The sequence below is a fragment of the Phenylobacterium sp. genome (assembly GCF_030679875.1).
Lineage (GTDB): Bacteria > Pseudomonadota > Alphaproteobacteria > Caulobacterales > Caulobacteraceae > Phenylobacterium.
Map to the genome: position 1 here is coordinate 118,806 of NZ_JAUXSP010000002.1, position 17,396 is coordinate 136,201.

The following is a 17,396-nucleotide window of genomic DNA, read 5'->3' on the forward strand; positions in this document are numbered from 1 at the left end:
AAGAAGCATAGGGGAGAATGGCCGTGGCGGAAGGCAAGCAACTGGCGAGTGAGGCCACGGGGCCGCTTTCAGGGGTGCGCATCCTGGACCTGACCAGCGTGGTGTTCGGGGCCTACGCCACCCAGATCCTCGGTGACCAGGGCGCCGATGTGATCAAGCTGGAGGACCCGGGCTCGGGCCGTGGCGACGGCGGCGACATAATGCGCTGGGCCGGCCATCCGCCGGAGGGCGCGCCCAAGGACCTCGGCCCGATCTTCCTGACCATCAACCGCAACAAGCGATCCGTCCTGGTCGATCTGCGCGACGCAGCCATGCGCCCGGCGCTGGAAGCCCTGATCGCCAGCTGTGACGTGTTCGCCGCTTCCGTCCGCTATGAGGGGCTGAAACGCCTGGGCCTCGACTATGAGGCGGTGAAGAAGATCCGTCCTGACGTGATCTATGTCCATGCCGCGGGCTACGGGTCGGAAGGTCCCTATGCGGGCGAGCCGGCCTATGACGACCTGATCCAGTCGGCCTCGGGCCTGGCCGACCTCCTGCCCCGCACCGATGGGAATGAGACGCCGCGCATCCTGCCGACCCTGGTGGCCGACAAGGTCTCAGGCCTGTTCATGGCCCAGGCGGTCACCGCGGCCCTGTTCCACAAGGCCCGCACCGGCGAGGGCCAGTTCGTCGAGGTGCCGATGCTGGAATGCGTCACCAGCTTCAACCTGGTGGAGAACCTCTATGACCACGCCTATGAGCCGCCGACCGGCCAGTGGTCCTATCAGCGGGTGACCAATCCGCACCGCAAGCCGTTCGCCACAAAGGACGGCTATATCGGCCTGCTGCCCTATACCGACAAACAGTGGGACCAGTTCTTCGCCGTGGCCGGCTGGGGCGAGACGGTGGCCAGGGACCCGCGCTTCTCGGACTACGCCCAGCGGGCCAAGCACACCCGCGAGCTCTACGCCATGGTCGAGGAGGTCACCGCCACCAAGACCACCGAGGAATGGCTGACCCTGCTCAAGGGCCTGTCGATCCCGGTGCAGAAGACCAACCGTTTCGAGGACCTGGAGCGCGATCCGCACCTGGAGGCGGTCGGCCTCTTCGAGCGCTACGACCACCCGCATATCGGCCCCTACAAGGCCATCCGCCCGCCGGTGAAGTTCGAAAAGACCCCGGCCAACATCCGCCGTCACCCCCCGCGCCTGGGGGAACAGACCGAAGAAGTCTTCGCCGAGGTCCGCGCCGGGGTGAAGCCGGACTGAGGCTCTAGCGCGCGACGCTGGCCCTTGCCCGCTGCAGGCGGGTGTTCTTGCGGATGCGGGCGGCGTCGCCTTCGTTCAGGGCGGCCATCAGGGCGGCGCGAAGGGGCGTCAGCGCCTTGGTCTGGGTCACCTTCCAACCGGCGGCGTCGGTGACATAGAAGGCGTCCACCGCCCGCTCGCCGTAGGAATCGATGTGGGCCGAGGTGATGGAAAGACCCGCGTCGGCCAGGGCGTTGGCCAGGGCCGTGAGCAGGCCCGGCCGGTCGCGGCCCGAGGCCTCGACGATGGTGGAGCTTTCCGAGGCCTCGTTGTCGATCAGCACGGTGGACTTGATGGCGAAGGCTGCAGTGCGCGCCTCGCCGGCGGCCCGGGGCGCCTCGCCCGCGGGAAGCTCGCCACGCGCGGCGGCTTCGAGAAGCTCAGCCAGACGGGGCAGTGCCGCAGGGTTGTCGTAGCCGAAGGGCTGGCCGGTGATGTCCTGCAGGTAGAAGACGTCCAGGGCCTGGCCTTGGCGGGAGGTGAAGACCCGGGCCCCGAGCACGCTGGCGCCAGACGCCGTGATCGCCCGGGTCAGGTCGGCGAACAGCCGGGTCCGGTCCTTGGCGGCGACCACCAGCTCGGCGGCGTTCAGGTCTTCGCGCACATAGCCCATGGCCGCGGCGCCCTCGGCGTGGGCCCGCTGGGAGACCGCCGCATGGATGGCGATCTCATCCTGGCCAAAGCCGGTGAAGTAGGCGTCCTCCATGGCCTCGCCCCAGGCCACGGCGGCGGGGTCGGCCTCGGCCAGGCGGGCGCGGATCTCGGCGGCGGCGAAGGCCTGGCGCTGGCGCACCACGGCCACGGCGTCATTGGCCCGCCCGCCACGGAACACCGCCGAGGCGGAGTCGTAGAGGTCGCGCAGCAGCTGACCCTTCCAGCCGTTCCAGACGCCTGGCCCCACGGCGCGGATGTCGGCCACGGTCAGCACCAGCAGCAGGCGCAGGCGCTCGGGCGTCTGCACCATGCGCACGAAGTCGGCGACGGTGCGGGGATCGGAGATGTCGCGCTTCTGGGCGTAGTCGCTCATCTCCAGATGATGCTCCACCAGCCAGGCGACCAGGTCGATGCGCGCCCGGGGCAGGCCCAGCCGCTCGCAGGCGGCGCGCGCGGCCCGGGCGCCGGCCTTTTCCTGACCGCCGGCGACGCCGCCCTTGCCGGTGTCGTGCAGCAGCATGGCCAGGAAGAGGACGTCCTTCTCCTGGATCTGCGGCATCAGGGACGTGGCCAGCGGATGCGCCTCGGCCATACGCCCGGCGGCGATGTCGGCGATCACGCCGACGGCCCGCAGGGTGTGCTCGTCCACCGTATAGGAGTGGTACATGTTGAACTGCATCTGGGCGACGATGCGGCCGAACTCGGGGATGTAGCGGCCCAGCACGCCGGCCTCGGTCATCAGGGTCAGCGTCCGCTGCGGATCGCGGCCGCCGGCCAGGGTGTCGAGGAAGATCTTGGCCGCCTTGGGGTCCCGGCGCGTCTTGGAGGTGATCAGGCTGAGCGCCCGGGTCGCGGCGGTGAAGGCGTCGGGGTGCAAATCAAGGTCCCGCCGGTCGGCGATCTGGAACAGACGCAGCAGGTTCAAGGGATCGGCCTCGAACACCTCGGGCCCGGCCACATCCAGGCGGCCGCCCTCCTCGATGAAGCCGGCCACGTCCAGGGGCTTGCGGGTCGATTTGCGCCCGCCGCCGGGGAACAGCCGTGAAATCCCCCGGGGCGCGGACTTGACCCGATCAGCCTCCAGCTTGGCGGCGAACACGCGGGTCAGCGCGCCGACCTCCTTGGCGATCAGGAAATAGCGCCGCATGAAGCGCTCGACGGCGGGATTGTCGGCCCGGTCGCCATAGCCCATCCGCTGGGCGATCTCCGGCTGCAGGTCGAAGGTCAGGCGCTCCTCCGGGCGGCCGGTGGCGAAATGCAGATGGGCGCGCACCGCCCAGAGGAAGTCGAAGGCCCGGATGAAGGCGCGGATCTCCCGGCCCTCGAACATCTCCAGCTGCGGCACCCCGTCCACAGGCTTGGACGGGTTCAGATATTCGGCGATCCAGAACAGCGTGTTGAGGTCGCGCAGGCCGCCCTTGCCGTCCTTCACATTCGGCTCGACCATGTAGCGGCTGGCGCCGGCCCGGGCCTGGCGCTCATCGCGTTCTTTCAGCTTGGCGGCGACGAACTCCGCGCCGGTGCCCTTGACCACCTCATTGCGGAACCGGGTCGTCAGCTCCTGGGCCAGGGCCTCGTCGCCGATCAGGCGCCTGGCCTCCAGGATCGAGGTGCGGATGGTGAAGTCTTCCCGGGCGAGCTTGACGCACTCATCCACCGTGCGCGAGGCGTGCCCCACCTTGAAGCCCAGATCCCACAGGGCATAGAGCATGAACTCGATCACGCTCTCCACATGGGCGGTCTGCTTGTAGGGCCGCAGGAACAGGAGATCGAGGTCGGAGAAGGGCGCGAGCGTGCCGCGCCCATAGCCGCCGACGGCCATCACGCACAGGCGCTCGCCCTCGGTGGGATTGCGCGCCCGGATCATGTGGACGGTGGTGAAGTCATAGAGCGCGGTGACCACCTCGTCGGTGACCCCGGAGAGCAGCCGCGCGGTCTCGATCCCGCCCGCCCCATTCTCCAGCCGCTCCTTGGCGATCATCCGCCCGCGAAACAGCGCCTGCTTGAGGATCTCCAGCGCCCGCCTGCGCTGCTCGCCCTCATCGCCCGCCGCATCCAGGGCGGCCGCCGACAACTGCGCCCGCAGCCGCACCCCATCGACGACATATTCCAGGCGGGTCGGCTTCAGACGAGGGGGCATGGGCTCTTGTGGCTGTGGCGGGGCTGTGGGCGGCTCAGTACAGCATATAGGCTTTCAGCCTTCGCCCGTCAGGTTGAGGGTTTGCATGCCGCGAGAGCTGGGCCTTAGAGCGAACCGTGGCCAAGGCCGAGGAGGGTCCGTTCCTTGCACGGGGCTCGCATCTGCGCTGGACCATGGCAAGTTTCGCAGAAGGTGGCGCCAGTGGGTATGGCTTGGCCGGAAAGTCGCCTGTCAGTCAGCCTGTGAGTTTTCTCGCAGCAGCGGCCGACGGTCGGCTAAGCTGCGCTATGATCCGGCAAGGCTCCAACAGATGCTGTACTTCCTCATCAAGGCTGCCCTCTCTGGCCTCATCATTGCGCTGATCTCAACCGTGGCCAAGCGCATGCCCGGCGTAGGCGCCTTGATAGCCTCGCTTCCCTTGATCTCGGTGCTGGGCATGATCTGGCTCTGGCGAGACCGGCCAGATCCGGAGAACATGGCGGCTCATGCTCAGGCGACGTTCTGGTTTGTGATCCCCTCGCTGCCCATGTTTCTGGTCATACCCGCCATGCTTCGCGCTGGGATCAGCTTCTGGGCCTCGCTCCTGGCCGGCTGCCTCCTCACCATTGTGCTCTACAGCCTCATGGTCTGGCTCGGGCCGCGACTTGGCCTTCGACTCTAGCTCCCGCCGTCTGGGCCAACCTTAGCCGGGCGCGCCGCATACGGGGCAGGCAGGGTCTGCCCCAATCCGCACCGTCCGGGTCTCCGCGGCCAAGCCGTCATAGATCAGCAAACGCCCCTCCAGCGCTTCCCCCGCGCCGGTGATGACCTTGATCGCTTCCAGCGCCATCATGGAGCCGATGACGCCGGCGAGCGCGCCGATGACGCCGACGGCGGAACAGGTCTCGGCGTCCGGGGGGATTTCGGGGACCAGGCAGCGGTAGCAGGGCTGGCCGGTGAACACGCCCACCTGGCCGGTCCAGCGGCCGAGGGCGCCGGAAACCAGCGGCTTGGCATGGGCCACGCAGGCGGCGTTGACCGCAAACCGGGTGGCGAAGTCGTCGGTGCCGTCCAGCACCAGGTCGGCGCCGGCGATCAACTCGCCCGCGTTCGTGGCGTCCAGGGCCAGGCGGACGGGGTTGATCTGCACATGCGGGTTGAGGGCTGTGAGCTCAGCTGTGGCGGCGTCGACCTTCGCCCGGCCCACGTCTGCGGGGCGATAGATCACCTGGCGCTGCAGGTTGGAGAGATCGGCTTCGTCGGGATCGACCAGGGTGATCTGGCCCACGCCGGCGGCGGCCAGATAGAGGCTGGCCGGCGCGCCCAGGCCGCCGGCGCCGACGATCAGCACATGGGCGGCCTTCAGCTTCTGCTGGCCTGGCCCGCCGACCTCGCGCAGCACCAGATGGCGGGCGTAGCGTTCGACCTCGGCGTCGGAAAATTCCACAGCGCTTGACCTCACCTGCCCTGGTCGCCACATCCCGGCGGATGTCGCAGACAAATTCCAACTTCCCCGACTGGCACGGCACGACCATCCTGGCGGTTCGCAAGGACGGCCAGACCGTGATCGCCGGCGATGGTCAGGTCTCCATGGGCCAGACCGTGGTCAAGGGCAACGCCCGCAAGGTGCGCACCCTGGCCGGCGGTCGGGTCCTGGCCGGTTTCGCCGGGGCCACGGCCGACGCCTTCACCCTGATCGAGCGGCTTGAAACCAAGCTCGAACAGTATCCCGAGCACCTGGCGCGGGCCTGCGTGGACCTGGCCAAGGACTGGCGCACCGACCGCTACCTGCGCAAGCTCGAAGCCATGCTGCTGGTGGCCGACAAGGACGCCATCTACACGGTCACCGGCGTGGGCGACGTGCTGGAGCCGGAGAGCGGCGTGGCGGCCATCGGCTCGGGCGGCAACTATGCCCTGGCCGCCGGCATGGCCCTGATGGATTCCAGCCTCTCGGCCGAAGAGGTGGCCCGCAAGGCCATGGGCATCGCCGCGCGCATCTGCGTCTACACCAATGGCGAACTGACGGTGGAGCGCCTGCCGAGCGTGTCCCGATAAGTGTGAAACGGTTATCGGACCAAGACATGCTCGAACTTTGGCTACGCCTGGCGGTTCAAACCCCGTGAGCTCATGACAGACTTCTCCCCCCGCGAGATCGTTTCCGAACTCGACCGCTTCATCGTCGGCCAGAAGGACGCCAAGAAGGCCGTCGCCGTGGCCCTGCGCAACCGCTGGCGCCGCAGGCGGGTGCCCGACGCCCTGCGCGATGAGGTGACGCCGAAGAACATCCTGATGATCGGCCCCACCGGGGTCGGCAAGACCGAGATCGCCCGCCGGCTGGCCAAGCTGGCCAATGCGCCCTTCCTCAAGGTCGAGGCCACCAAGTTCACCGAGGTCGGCTATGTCGGCCGCGACGTGGACCAGATCGTCCGCGATCTGGTGGAGAGCGCCATCGCCATGGTCCGCGACAAGCGCCGTGGCGCCGTCGCCGCCATGGCCGAGGCCGCCGCCGAGGAGCGGCTGCTCGACGCCTTGACCGGCCCCGGCTCCACCGCCGCCCGGGAGAGCTTCCGCAAGAAACTGCGGGCCGGCGAGCTGGACGACAAGGAGGTCGAGCTGACCCTGGCCGATTCCGGCGGCATGCCGCTGTTCGACGTGCCGGGCCAGCCGGGCGCCTCGATGGGGGTGATGAACATCTCCGACATCATGGGCAAGGCCTTCGGCCAGGGTCGCACCAAGACGCACAAGACGACGGTGATCGGCGCCTGGGCGCCGCTGATCGCCGAGGAGAGCGACAAGCTGCTGGACCAGGAGGCTCTGACCCAGGAGGCCCTGCAACTGGCCGAGAACGAGGGCATCGTCTTTCTGGATGAGATCGACAAGGTGGCCAGCCGGTCGGACCGCGCCGGCGCCGATGTCAGCCGCGAGGGCGTGCAGCGCGACCTGCTGCCGCTGATCGAGGGGACGACCGTCTCCACCAAGTATGGGCCGGTGAAGACCGACCACATCCTGTTCATCGCCTCGGGCGCCTTCCACGTGGCCAAGCCCTCCGACCTGCTGCCGGAGCTGCAGGGCCGCCTGCCCATCCGGGTGGAGCTGAAAGCGCTGACGCGGGACGATATGCGCCGCATCCTGACCGAACCCGAGGCCAATCTGATCCGCCAGAACCAGGCCCTGCTGGCTACCGAGGGGGTGACGCTGACCTTCACCGAGGAGGCCATCGACGCCCTGGCCGATTCCGCCGTGGCGGTGAATGGCTCGCTGGAAAACATCGGCGCGCGGCGCCTGCAGACGGTCATGGAAAAGGTGCTGGAAGAGATCAGCTTCACCGCCGCCGACAAGGACGGCGAGACCCTGACCATCGACGCCGACTATGTCCGCCAGCGCCTGGGCGAACTGACCGGCGACACCGACCTGTCGCGCTATATCCTCTAGGCTTTAGACCTTCGGCGGATAGGGGTGGCGGACCCCTTGCGGGTCCTCCACCTCGTAGGCGCCGTCGCAGCCCTCGACATAGGCCGGGCCGATCGGCGACTTGCCGTGGCCGCCGGGGATGTCGAGCACATAGGTCGGCTGGCAGAGGCCGGAATAGTCGCCGCGCAGGGCCCGCATCAGGGCCTGGCCCTCGCTGATCGGCACCCGCAGGTGGCTGGTGCCCGGCGCCAGGTCCCCCTGGTGCAGGTAGTAGGGCTTGATCCGGGTCTCGACGAAGGCCCGCATCAGGGCGCCCAGCACGGCCACGTCATCATTGATTCCACGCAGCAGCACGCTCTGGCTGACCATGGCGATCCCGGCGTCGATCATCTTCGCACACGCCGCCCGGGCCTCCGGCGTCAGTTCATCGGGATGGTTGGCGTGCAGGGCCACATAGACCGCCTTGCCCGGCGCGCTCAGCGCAGCCACGAGCTCGTCCGTCACCACGGCGGGATCGACCACCGGCAGGCGGGTGTGGAAGCGGACGACCTTCACATGGTCAATGGCGGAAAGGCCGGCCATCAGCTCGGCGAGCCTGCGCGGCGACAGCACCAGGGGATCGCCGCCGGTGACGATCACCTCCCAGATCTCTTCGTGGCTTGCCACATAGGCCAGGGCCGCGGCCAGCTCAGCGGGCGTCAGCGCGCCCTCCCCCCCTGGCCCCACCATTTCGCGGCGGAAGCAGAAGCGACAATAGACCGCGCAGACATGGGTGATCTTGAGCAGCGCTCGGTCGCCATAGCGGTGGACGATCCCCTTGACCGGCATGTGGGCGTGATCGCCGATGGGGTCGGCGCGCTCCTCAGGGGTCGCGTCCAGTTCGGCGGGATCGGGCAGGTACTGGCGGGCGAGCCCCGGCCCGCCGGCGGCGATCTGCTGGGCCAGATACGGCGTGATGGCCACGGCGTAGCGAGCGGCCACGGCCTCCAGCGGCGCGATATCGGCGGCCGCGATCAGCCCAGCCCCGGCCAGGGCCGAGGGCGTGCGCAGGGTCTTGGTGGCCGGGCTCGTCATCGGCGGCATATGGCTGAGATGGGGCCGCCCTGCAATGCAGCCGCCTGTCAGACCTCCGCCACCGGGGTCCAGATCACCTGCTCGATCCGCTGGGCGCCCGAGGCCAGCATGACCAGGCGGTCGAAGCCCAGCGCCGCCCCGCTGGCGGCCGGCATGTGGGCGAGCGCAGCCAGGAAGTCCTCATCAATGGGATAGCGCTCCCCATAGACCCGGGCCTTTTCGTCCATCTCGACCTCGAACCGCCGGCGCTGTTCGGCTGGATCGGTGAGTTCGCCAAAGGCGTTGGCCAGCTCCACCCCGCAGGCATAGAGCTCGAACCGCTCGGCCACCCGCGGGTCGCTGGCCTTGGGGCGCGCCAGTGCGGCCTCGGCGGTGGGATATTCGCAGAGGATGGCGGGACGTCCGAAGCCGAGGTTCGGCTCCACCTTCTCGACCATGATGCGGCTGAAGATGTCGGCCCAGGTGTCGTCGCCCGCCACCCGGATGCCGGCCTGCCCCGCAGCCCTCGCCAGGGCCGCCCTGTCGGTGGTCCCGCCCTCGCCCACCGTGGCCAGCAGGTCGATCCCGGCGAACCTGTCATAGGCCTGGGCCACCGTGATCTTTTCTGGCTCGGCGAAGGGATCGGCCTCGGCGCCCCGCCAGGTCAGCCTCTCGGCGCCCAGGGTCTGCGCCGCCAGGGCCAGCAGGCGCGCGCAGTCTTCCATCAGGGTCTCGTAGGGGGCGTCCGTCCGGTACCATTCCAGCAGGGTGAATTCCGGGTGGTGCAGGGGACCGCGCTCGCGGTTGCGCCACACCCGCGCCAGGTCAAAGATCTTCGTCTCCCCGGCCGCCAGCAGCTTCTTGGCCGCAAATTCTGGCGAGGTGTGCAGGTGCAGGGCCGCGCGGCGGCCGTCCGGGCCGATGGCTTCGGTCGAAAAGGCGTGCAGGTGGGCCTCATTGCCCGGCGAGACCTGGAGGGCGGCGGCCTCCACCTCGGTGAAACCCTGGTTCTCGAACCAGCCGCGCACCGCCTTGGTGATGGCGCCGCGGGCCGTGAGGAAGGGCCGACGGTCGCGGTGAGCGTCCTTGTCCCACCAGGGGGTCATCTGCGGCATGAGGCTGTCCGGGCAGGAGTGGAAAATCGGCGCCAAAGCTGGCGAAAACGCCTGCGATCCTATAGGTGCGCGGGACCTCTATAGGTTTTTGAGATCAAACGGGCCCGCGCCGGCCCGCCCCAGGTTCGAGGAAGACATCACGTGAAGGTCGCCGCAAGCTCGCTCCGCAAGGGTAATGTCGTCGATGTGGACGGCAAGCTCTACGTGGTCCTGACCGTCGAGAACATCCACCCCGGCAAGGGCACGCCCGTGACCCAGCTGAACATGCGCCGCATCTCCGACGGGGTGAAGGTGTCCGAACGCTATCGCACCACCGAGCAGGTGGAGCGGGCCTTCGTCGAGGAGCGGGAGCACACCTTCCTGTACCAGGACGGTGAGGGCTATCACTTCATGAACCCGGAGAACTTTGACCAGCTGGTGGCGACGGAAGACGTGATCGGCGACGCCAAGGTCTATCTGCAGGACGGCATGGCCGTGCAGCTCTCTACTCATGAGGGCGTGGCCATCGCCATCTCCCTGCCATCAAGGGTGACGGTGGAGATTACCGAGACCGAGCCCGCCATGAAGGGTCAGACGGCCTCGTCATCCTACAAGCCGGCCATGACCGATGTGGGCCTGCGGGTCATGATCCCGCCCTACATCACCGTCGGCACCCGCATCATCGTCCTCACTGAGGACGGCTCCTATGTGGAACGCGCCAAGGACTAAACGTCGTTCTAGGCGCTCTTCTTTCGCGTTGAGCTGGCGGCGCCGCGCTTGGCCTTGGCGCCGGTGCGGCTGGCCGGCTTGCGCCGGGCGCCGCCGGTGTCGCCCAGGCTGCGCTTGAGCTGCTCCATCAGGTCGCTGACCTCCAGGTCCTTGGGCGCTTCGGGGGCCTCGATCGTGTGGCCCTCTTCCTTTTCGGCGATCAGTTGGCGCAGGGCCTCTTCGTAGCGGTCGGTGAACATGGCCGGCTCGAACTCGCCCTCCTGCTGCTCGATGATCCTGGTGGCGATCTCGACCATCTTCTTGTCGGGCTTGACGTCAGGGATGTCCTCGAAGGCCTCCTCAGCGCTGCGCACCTCATCGGCCGAGCGTAGGGTGTAGGCCAGGATGCCCAGCTCCCGGGGCTCAAGCGCCATCACCCGCTCGCGTTGATGCATGGCCAGCCGCCCCAACGCGATCTTGCCGGACGCCTCCATCGCCGAGCGGATCACCGTATAGGCCTCCACCGCCATGTCCCCGTCGGGGACCAGGAAGTAAGGCGCGTTCCAGTAGAGCCGGTCGATATCGGCCTCGTCCACGAACCGTTCGATGTCCAGGCTGCGGGTGGTCTCCAGCTTGACGTTGTTGATCTCGTCCTGGGTCAGGACGACATAGCGCCCCTTCTCGATCTCATAGCCCTTGACGATGTCGGCCCGGTCCACCGGCCCACTGTCAGGATCGGTCGGGATCATGCGGATGCGGTTGTGGGTGTCCTTGTGCAGCATGTTGAAGCTGACATCGTTCGAGCGGCTGGTGGCCGTATAGAGCGCCACCGGGCAGCTCACGAGGGACAGGCGCAGATAACCCTGCCAGGTGGGACGGGCGGCCATGGGGTGGTTCTCCGGCGAATCGTTGAGTCAGCTCAACGCCTTGGCCGGTGATTCGTTCGGAGGCGGGGGAGTCAGGAAGAGGGGACACGCACCCGACCCCACCATCGTCATCCCGGGCCTTGTGCCCAGGATCCCTCGCGACCCTCGCGCCCGCCCTCGACAGGGACCCTCGGGACGAGCCCGAGGGTGACGGGGAGGGGCGTCGCCTATTGCGCCGGCAGGCCAAGCGTCGGCAGGGCGAACTGTTCGACGGCGTCCAGCTGGCGCTTGCCGAAGCCCTGCCGCACGCCGGTCTCGGCGCCGAACTCCAGGAGCTGGTCCGACGCCGGGCCATAGGCCGGCCAGGCCTGGTCTTCGCAAGCCGGGCGGCCGGTCTTGGCGAAGGCGACCCAGCAGCCGTGCATGAGGCGCGCCATGGCCCGGTCCTCGTCGCTGACCACGCTGTCAGGCGTCCGGCGGCCCCAGTATTCGAACACGTACTGGATCTCGGCGGCATGATGGGCGCGGTCGAGCACCCGGCGGAACCGGTCCCCCACATAGGAGAAGTGATAGAGGAAGGCTGGCGCCCCATCGGCGGCCTGCCCCGCCGTCCAGCGGGCGGGCGCCCCGAACGCCCGGTCAGTGAAGACCGCCCGGCCCAGGGCCTCGTCGCCCTCGGCGGCGGCCTCTTCGTAGAAGGCGCGGCTCATGGGCGGCAGGCTGGCGGCGAACCGCGCCCCGCCGCCGGGACCGCCCAGCAGGCTGTCCTCGCCGTTGTTCCAGCCAATGATCATCGGCACGTCGATCTCCGCGCCGGCGGCGAAGGCCTGGGTGGCGGTGCGCGGCAGGAGGCGGCCGTCGGGGAAGGGGCCGAAGTCGCCCTCGACGGTCTTGATCAGGGTGTCGACAGGCACGGCGCGTAACTGGGCGGCGGTGGCCCTGGCCGGCAGGCCAAGCGTCTCGCCCGCCGCAACGCCGATCTTCTCCCGGGCCGCCAGACTGTCCGGCTCGAACCAGCCGCCGCCGGACTGGACGATGGCCTTGTGGAACAGCCCCTTGGCCTGGGGCGTCGCCAGCAGGGCCAGCGTGCTCATGCCGCCTGCGGATTCCCCGAACACCGTCACATTGTTCGGATCGCCGCCGAAGACGGCGATATTGCGCTGGACCCATTTGAGCGCCGCGATCTGATCCATCAGCCCATAGGAGCCCAGCGGCGCCTTGGCCCCGGCGGCCTTGGCTTTAGCTTCCCGGGTCAGGGCGGGGTGGGCGAAATAGCCGAGCGGGCCGAGCCGGTAGTTGATGGCCACCAGCACCACCCCGTCCCGGGCGAAGTTCTGGCCGTCATAGACCCAGCCGGCGCCGGTGCGATGCGAGCCCCCGTGGATCCAGACCATGACCGGGGCGGGCTTTGCGCCGGGGCTTGGCTGGGGGGCGAAGACGTTGAGCTGCAGGCAGTCCTCGCGCGTGGGCCCATTGGCGCCGCCGGCGTTCGGCGCGCCGTCCTCCCGCATCGGCTGGGGACAGGAGGGACCGGCCTCCACCGCGGGCCGCGCGCCGGTCCAGGGGATCGGCGCCTGGGGCGGCGCCCAGCGCAGGGGTCCTACGGGCGGGGCGGCATAGGGGATGTTGCGGAAGATCCGCGCCCGGTCGGTGGCCTCGCCAGCCAGGACGCCGCCTTCGACCCGCACTGTCTCGGCGCCGACCGGGGTCGCCGCCAGCGCCAGAAGCGCCGCCGCCACCAAGAACCGCATCCCAAAGCCTCCGTCCCGCAATCAAACGCGAGGAGACGGGCCGCCGGGGGCAGGGTCAAGGGGGCGTGGCTTTCAAGGTCGAAGGAATTGCGCACCACGGGCCACCCGGTCCGCTCAGCGCTGAAGCCCTATCGCCAGGACAGGTTGCTCCGACCCACGTTATGGGTCAGGTGGTCGGTAGTGCGTCCTGACAGGACAGTGGAATGTATTCCAATGACCCAGCCGGCCTCCCCCGTGTGGGATGAAAGACACCTCCGGCTTGGCATCACCGCCGCCGGAGTCGCGCTTTGGGCGTGGAACGTCGACAGCGATGATCTGACCATGGACGATATCGGCTACGAGCTTTGGACCGTGCCCAAGGACGTGGCCGTAAAGTTCGAAGACCTCTCTGTCCACATCCACCCAGCCGACCGTGACCGGGTGCGGGTCGCCTTTAACGCCACCCGCGGCATTGTCGGCCCCTTCGAGATCGACTTTCGGATCCTGGTCGGTGACGACGTCCGCTGGATTTCAGCCCGCGGGCGGGGTGATGACGAGGATATCGAGGAGCGCGTCATGTACGGCGTCTTCCTGGACGTCACCGGCCGCAAGCAGGCCGAAGAGGCCAATGAGTTGCTGGCCGGCGAAATGAGCCACCGGGTCAAGAACCTGATCACCATCGCCGGTGCGCTCACCTCCATGACCTCCCGCTCGGCCGAGACAAAGGAAGACATGGCCCGCGAGCTCATCCAGCGGCTCTCCGCCCTGGGCCGCGCCCATGATCTGGTCCGCCCTGTTCCGGGCCAGACAGATGAGGCCACCCTGCTCGGTGACCTGCTCTCAGTGCTGCTCAATCCCTATGACGACCTCGGCGCGTTCAGTGGACGCATCCGGGTTGCCGCGCCGCGGATGGGGATCGGGGAGAGCGCCGCCACGGCCCTGGCCCTGGTGATCCATGAGCTGGCCACCAACGCCGTCAAGTATGGCGCCCTCTCGGCGCCGGCTGGCCTGCTGGATGTGTCCTGCAAGATCGTTCAGGACGAGGCGGTGATCGTCTGGACCGAGCGCGGCGGTCCGCCCGTGAGGGAGCCTAGTCCAGGGTCCGGATTCGGCGCGCGCCTGCTCGACCGTGTGGTGGAACGGCAACTGCGCGGATCGGTGGAGTACCAGTGGCCGACCGAAGGCATGATCGCGATCCTGAAGATCAAGGCCGACCGCCTGATGAGCTAGGGAGTGTCTCTCAATGAAAGTCCCGGCTGCGGATCAGGCGGCCGGAGACCTTGGAGGCGGCGCGGATCTCGGCCCTGTCCTCCCGCAGGCGGGAAAGCTGGGGGGTCAGGTCCTCGAACCCTTCGGCCACCACATGGATCACCTCGCCGGCCTTCTGCAGCCGGCCATGGACCAGCAGGAAGGCCGAGGTCATCACCAGCCGGCGATGGGCCTCGAAGGCGTCCTTCCAGATCACCAGATTGGCCGGCCCGGTCTCGTCCTCCAGGGTGACGAAGGTGACCCCTTTGGCGGTGCCCGGCCGCTGGCGGACCAGGACGAGGCCGGCCACGCAGACCTTGGCCCCGTGCCGCAGGTCAGACAGCCGCGCGGCGGGAACAGCGCCGCGGTCCGCCAGTCCCCGGCGGAAGAAGCCGCACGGATGAGCCTTCAGGGACAGGCGTGTGGTCCGGTAGTCCTCGGCCACCTGGTGGGGCAGGCTCATCAGCGGCAGGTCGGCCTGGGTCTCCGCCGCGCCTAGGCCGCCCCGGCGGGCGAACAGGGGGGCGGTCTCCTCGATGCGCCCCTCGCCGGTCAGGCCCTTGGCCAGCCACAGGGCCGCGCGCCGGTCCAGCCCAAGGGACCTACAGGCGTCGGCCTCGGCCAGCAGCTCCAGGGACCGCTGCGACAGGCGGGCCTGGCGGGCGAGTTGCGGCAGGGTGTCGGCGCCCGCCGCCCTCGCCGCCGCCAGACGTTCCATCTCCTCGCGGCTCAGGCCCTTGATCATGCGCAGGCCAAGCCGCACCGCCTTCAGTCGCCCCTCCACGTCCGGGGTCTCGAGCGTGCAGTCCCAGGCGCTGTCCATGACGTCGGGGCCGCGCACCTCCACCCCGTGGTCGCGGGCGTCCCGGACCAGCTGGGCGGGTTGGTAGAAGCCCATGGGCTGGCTGTTGAGCAGGGCGGCGCAGAAGACGTCAGGCCAGCGCTGCTTGACCCAGGCCGAGGCGTAGACCAGCAGGGCGAAGCTGATGGCGTGGCTCTCCGGGAAGCCATAGGAGCCGAAGCCCTCGATCTGGGCGAAGCAGCGTCTGGCGAAGTCGGGGTCATAGCCCCGGGTGACCATGCCCTCGACGAACTTGACCCCATAGTCCCCCACATTGCCGTGGTGGCGGAAGGTGGCCATGGCCCGGCGCAGGCCATTGGCCTCGGCGTCGGTGAACCTGGCCGCCTCGATAGCCAGACGCATGGCCTGTTCCTGGAACAGCGGCACGCCGAGCGTCTTGCCCAGCACCTGCCTTAGCTCATCGGGCGGCCCGTGGTCCGGATGGGGGGCGGGGAAGTCCACCGGGTCCTTGCCCTCCCGGCGGCGCAGATAGGGGTGGACCATGTCGCCTTGGATGGGGCCTGGCCGCACGATGGCGACCTCGATCACCAGGTCATAGAACCGCCGGGGTTGCAGCCTGGGCAGCATGGACATCTGGGCCCGGCTCTCCACCTGGAAGACGCCCACGGAGTCGGCCCGGCTCAGCATCTCATAGACCGCCGGGTCCTCCTGGGGGATGTCGGCCAGGTCGTGCAGGTGCTGGCCGTGGTCGGCCCGCAGCATGGACAGGCTTTTGCGCAGGGCGCTCAGCATGCCGAGCGCCAGCACGTCGACCTTCATCAGGCCGAGCGCATCGATGTCGTCCTTGTCCCACTCGATGAAGGTGCGGTCCTTCATGGCCCCGTTGCCGATGGGCACGGTCTCGTCCAGCCGCCGCTTGGTGAGGATGAAGCCCCCCACATGTTGCGACAGGTGGCGGGGAAAGCCGATCAGCTGTGTGGCCAGGGTGGTGGCCCGGCGGATCTGGGGGTTGTCCGGATCAAGGCCGGTCTGGCGGACATGGTCGTCGGGCGTGCCGGTCCCGTAGCTGCCCCAGACCGTGCCCGCCAGCGCCGCGGTCACGTCCTCGGTCAGACCCAGCGCCTTGCCCACCTGGCGGATGGCCATGCGCGGACGGTAGTGGATGACGGTGGCGCAGATCGCCGCCCGGTCTCTGCCGTAGCGGCCATAGACGTACTGCATCACCTCCTCGCGCCGCTCGTGCTCGAAATCCACGTCGATGTCCGGGGGCTCGCCGCGCTCCTCGGAGATGAAGCGGGAAAACAGCAGGTCCTGGTCGGGCTTGGTGGGGTCCACCGCCGTCACGCCCAGACAGAAACAGACGCAGGAATTGGCCGCCGAGCCCCGCCCCTGGCAGAGGATGCCCTGGGCCCTGGCCCAGGCGACGATGTCGTGGACGGTGAGGAAATAGTTGGCGTAGTCGAGGCGCTCGATCAGATCGAGCTCGTGGTTCAGCAGCCTGCGGACCTTGTCGGGCACGCCCCGCCGGTAGCGCTGAGAGGCGCCGCGCCAGGTGATGTCGCGCAGGTGGGCGATGGGGGTCTTGCCCGGGGGCACGGGCTCGTCGGGATATTCGTAGCGCAGCTCCGACAGGTCGAAATCGATCAGGCCGGCCACCGCCACCGACTGTTCCAGCGCCTGGGGGAAACGGGCGAACAGACGGGCCATCTCAAGGGGCGACTTCAGGTGCCGCTCGGCGTTGGCGGCCAGGCGCCAGCCGGCCTGGTCGATGCTGGTCTTTTCAGCGATGCAGGTCAGTACGTCCTGCAAGGGCCTGCGCTCCGGCCCGTGATAGAGCACGTCATTGACCGCGGTCATGGGCGCGCCGGTGGCCCTGGCCAGCTCCGCCAGTTGCGCCAGCCGGGGCAGGTCCCGGGCGCCATAGCCCCTTGCCGCGGCCAGCCAGGCCTGGCCCCTGAAGTCGCCAGCCACCTTGGCCAGGGCCTGAGCGAAGGCCCCGTCCAGCCGCGCCGGAGGAACCGCCAGCACCACCTGGCCCTCGGCGTGGGCGGCGAAGTCGCCATAGGAGAGCTCACAGCCCCCCTTCTTGGTCCGCCGCTGGCCGAGCGTCAGCAGGCGGGTCAGGCGGCCATAGGCTTCCCGGTCCTTCGGATAGCAGATCAGGCTCGGCGTCCCGTCGGCGAAGTCCAGCCGGGCGCCGGTCAGGACCCTGATGTTGCGCTCCCGCCCGGCGCTCCAGGCCCGCACCACGCCGGCCAGGCTGTTGCGGTCACAGACCCCGATGGCGCAAACGCCCAAGGCCTCGGCGGTGGCCACCAACTCCCACGGGTGAGATGCGCCGCGCAGGAAGGAGAAGTTGCTGGCCGCCATCAGCTCGGCATAGGCGGGGGAGGGGGCGGGCGTGTGGGCAAGCGACATGGGCGGG

At 68.8% G+C, this 17,396-nt stretch carries 13 protein-coding genes; 6 read left to right on the top strand and 7 right to left on the bottom strand.

Going from position 1 to position 17,396, the window contains the following annotated elements; translation table 11 throughout:
- The first annotated feature begins 17 nt into the window (after positions 1-17).
- Positions 18-1,247 carry a CaiB/BaiF CoA-transferase family protein gene (locus tag Q8K84_RS01005; RefSeq protein ID WP_305279707.1) on the top strand — a complete coding sequence of 410 codons (1,230 nt, stop codon included), beginning with the start codon at positions 18-20 and terminating at the stop codon, positions 1,245-1,247.
- A 4-nt stretch (positions 1,248-1,251) separates the two neighbouring features.
- On the opposite strand, the gene Q8K84_RS01010 is transcribed toward Q8K84_RS01005, so the two are convergent.
- Positions 1,252-4,080, bottom strand: a complete 2,829-nt coding sequence (locus Q8K84_RS01010) for a [protein-PII] uridylyltransferase (RefSeq protein ID WP_305279709.1) — start codon at positions 4,078-4,080, stop codon at positions 1,252-1,254.
- 310 nt (positions 4,081-4,390) lie between these two features.
- Here Q8K84_RS01010 and Q8K84_RS01015 point away from each other — a divergent pair, with 310 nt between their 5' ends.
- The gene (locus Q8K84_RS01015; RefSeq protein WP_305279710.1) at positions 4,391-4,741 is read left to right on the top strand and encodes a DUF3147 family protein; all 351 of its coding nucleotides are present in this window, start codon (positions 4,391-4,393) and stop codon (positions 4,739-4,741) included.
- A gap of 21 nt (positions 4,742-4,762) precedes the next feature.
- Here the strand turns inward: Q8K84_RS01015 and Q8K84_RS01020 are convergent, their stop codons facing one another.
- Positions 4,763-5,506 carry a molybdopterin-synthase adenylyltransferase MoeB gene (locus tag Q8K84_RS01020; protein WP_305279712.1) on the bottom strand — a complete coding sequence of 248 codons (744 nt, stop codon included), beginning with the start codon at positions 5,504-5,506 and terminating at the stop codon, positions 4,763-4,765.
- A gap of 41 nt (positions 5,507-5,547) precedes the next feature.
- Between Q8K84_RS01020 and hslV the strand changes: the two genes are divergently transcribed.
- On the top strand, positions 5,548-6,114 hold the full coding sequence (hslV, locus tag Q8K84_RS01025; protein ID WP_305280027.1) for an ATP-dependent protease subunit HslV: 567 nt from the start codon (positions 5,548-5,550) through the stop codon (positions 6,112-6,114).
- Positions 6,115-6,186: 72 nt separating this feature from the next.
- A complete protein-coding gene (gene hslU, locus Q8K84_RS01030; RefSeq protein WP_305279714.1) occupies positions 6,187-7,491 on the top strand; it encodes an ATP-dependent protease ATPase subunit HslU in 1,305 nt (434 codons plus the stop codon).
- A 3-nt stretch (positions 7,492-7,494) separates the two neighbouring features.
- Here hslU and Q8K84_RS01035 read toward each other — a convergent pair whose 3' ends face one another.
- Together Q8K84_RS01035 and epmA are read right to left on the bottom strand one after the other, a co-directional pair.
- Positions 7,495-8,544, bottom strand: a complete 1,050-nt coding sequence (locus Q8K84_RS01035; protein WP_305279716.1) for a lysine-2,3-aminomutase-like protein — start codon at positions 8,542-8,544, stop codon at positions 7,495-7,497.
- Between the two features lie 47 nt (positions 8,545-8,591).
- Complete coding sequence (epmA, locus tag Q8K84_RS01040; protein ID WP_305279719.1) at positions 8,592-9,638, bottom strand: EF-P lysine aminoacylase EpmA; 1,047 nt, start codon at positions 9,636-9,638, stop codon at positions 8,592-8,594.
- Between the two features lie 141 nt (positions 9,639-9,779).
- Here epmA and efp point away from each other — a divergent pair, with 141 nt between their 5' ends.
- On the top strand, positions 9,780-10,346 hold the full coding sequence (efp, locus tag Q8K84_RS01045) for an elongation factor P (RefSeq protein WP_305279722.1): 567 nt from the start codon (positions 9,780-9,782) through the stop codon (positions 10,344-10,346).
- 8 nt (positions 10,347-10,354) lie between these two features.
- On the opposite strand, the gene Q8K84_RS01050 is transcribed toward efp, so the two are convergent.
- Complete coding sequence (locus tag Q8K84_RS01050) at positions 10,355-11,212, bottom strand: Ku protein (RefSeq protein WP_305279724.1); 858 nt, start codon at positions 11,210-11,212, stop codon at positions 10,355-10,357.
- A gap of 206 nt (positions 11,213-11,418) precedes the next feature.
- Positions 11,419-12,942: a carboxylesterase/lipase family protein gene (locus Q8K84_RS01055; RefSeq protein WP_305279726.1), complete on the bottom strand. Its 1,524-nt coding sequence runs from the start codon at positions 12,940-12,942 to the stop codon at positions 11,419-11,421.
- Positions 12,943-13,155: 213 nt separating this feature from the next.
- Here Q8K84_RS01055 and Q8K84_RS01060 point away from each other — a divergent pair, with 213 nt between their 5' ends.
- Positions 13,156-14,151 (top strand): sensor histidine kinase, encoded by a 996-nt coding sequence (locus Q8K84_RS01060; protein WP_305279728.1) that lies wholly within the window; start codon positions 13,156-13,158, stop codon positions 14,149-14,151.
- 10 nt (positions 14,152-14,161) lie between these two features.
- On the opposite strand, the gene Q8K84_RS01065 is transcribed toward Q8K84_RS01060, so the two are convergent.
- A complete protein-coding gene (locus Q8K84_RS01065; protein ID WP_305279730.1) occupies positions 14,162-17,389 on the bottom strand; it encodes an error-prone DNA polymerase in 3,228 nt (1,075 codons plus the stop codon).
- Positions 17,390-17,396 lie beyond the last annotated feature (7 nt).

Bases quoted from the DNA above. Each gene is read 5' to 3' on its own strand.
- epmA (WP_305279719.1), bottom strand. From the start codon at position 9,638: ATGCCGCAGATGACCCCCTGGTGGGACAAGGACGCTCACCGCGACCGT.
- Q8K84_RS01050 (WP_305279724.1), bottom strand. From the start codon at position 11,212: ATGGCCGCCCGTCCCACCTGGCAGGGTTATCTGCGCCTGTCCCTCGTG.
- Q8K84_RS01055 (WP_305279726.1), bottom strand. From the start codon at position 12,942: ATGCGGTTCTTGGTGGCGGCGGCGCTTCTGGCGCTGGCGGCGACCCCG.
- Q8K84_RS01015 (WP_305279710.1), top strand. From the start codon at position 4,391: ATGCTGTACTTCCTCATCAAGGCTGCCCTCTCTGGCCTCATCATTGCG.
- Q8K84_RS01010 (WP_305279709.1), bottom strand. From the start codon at position 4,080: ATGCCCCCTCGTCTGAAGCCGACCCGCCTGGAATATGTCGTCGATGGG.
- hslV (WP_305280027.1), top strand. From the start codon at position 5,548: ATGTCGCAGACAAATTCCAACTTCCCCGACTGGCACGGCACGACCATC.
- hslU (WP_305279714.1), top strand. From the start codon at position 6,187: ATGACAGACTTCTCCCCCCGCGAGATCGTTTCCGAACTCGACCGCTTC.
- Q8K84_RS01060 (WP_305279728.1), top strand. From the start codon at position 13,156: ATGACCCAGCCGGCCTCCCCCGTGTGGGATGAAAGACACCTCCGGCTT.
- Q8K84_RS01005 (WP_305279707.1), top strand. From the start codon at position 18: ATGGCCGTGGCGGAAGGCAAGCAACTGGCGAGTGAGGCCACGGGGCCG.
- Q8K84_RS01035 (WP_305279716.1), bottom strand. From the start codon at position 8,544: ATGACGAGCCCGGCCACCAAGACCCTGCGCACGCCCTCGGCCCTGGCC.
- Q8K84_RS01065 (WP_305279730.1), bottom strand. From the start codon at position 17,389: ATGTCGCTTGCCCACACGCCCGCCCCCTCCCCCGCCTATGCCGAGCTG.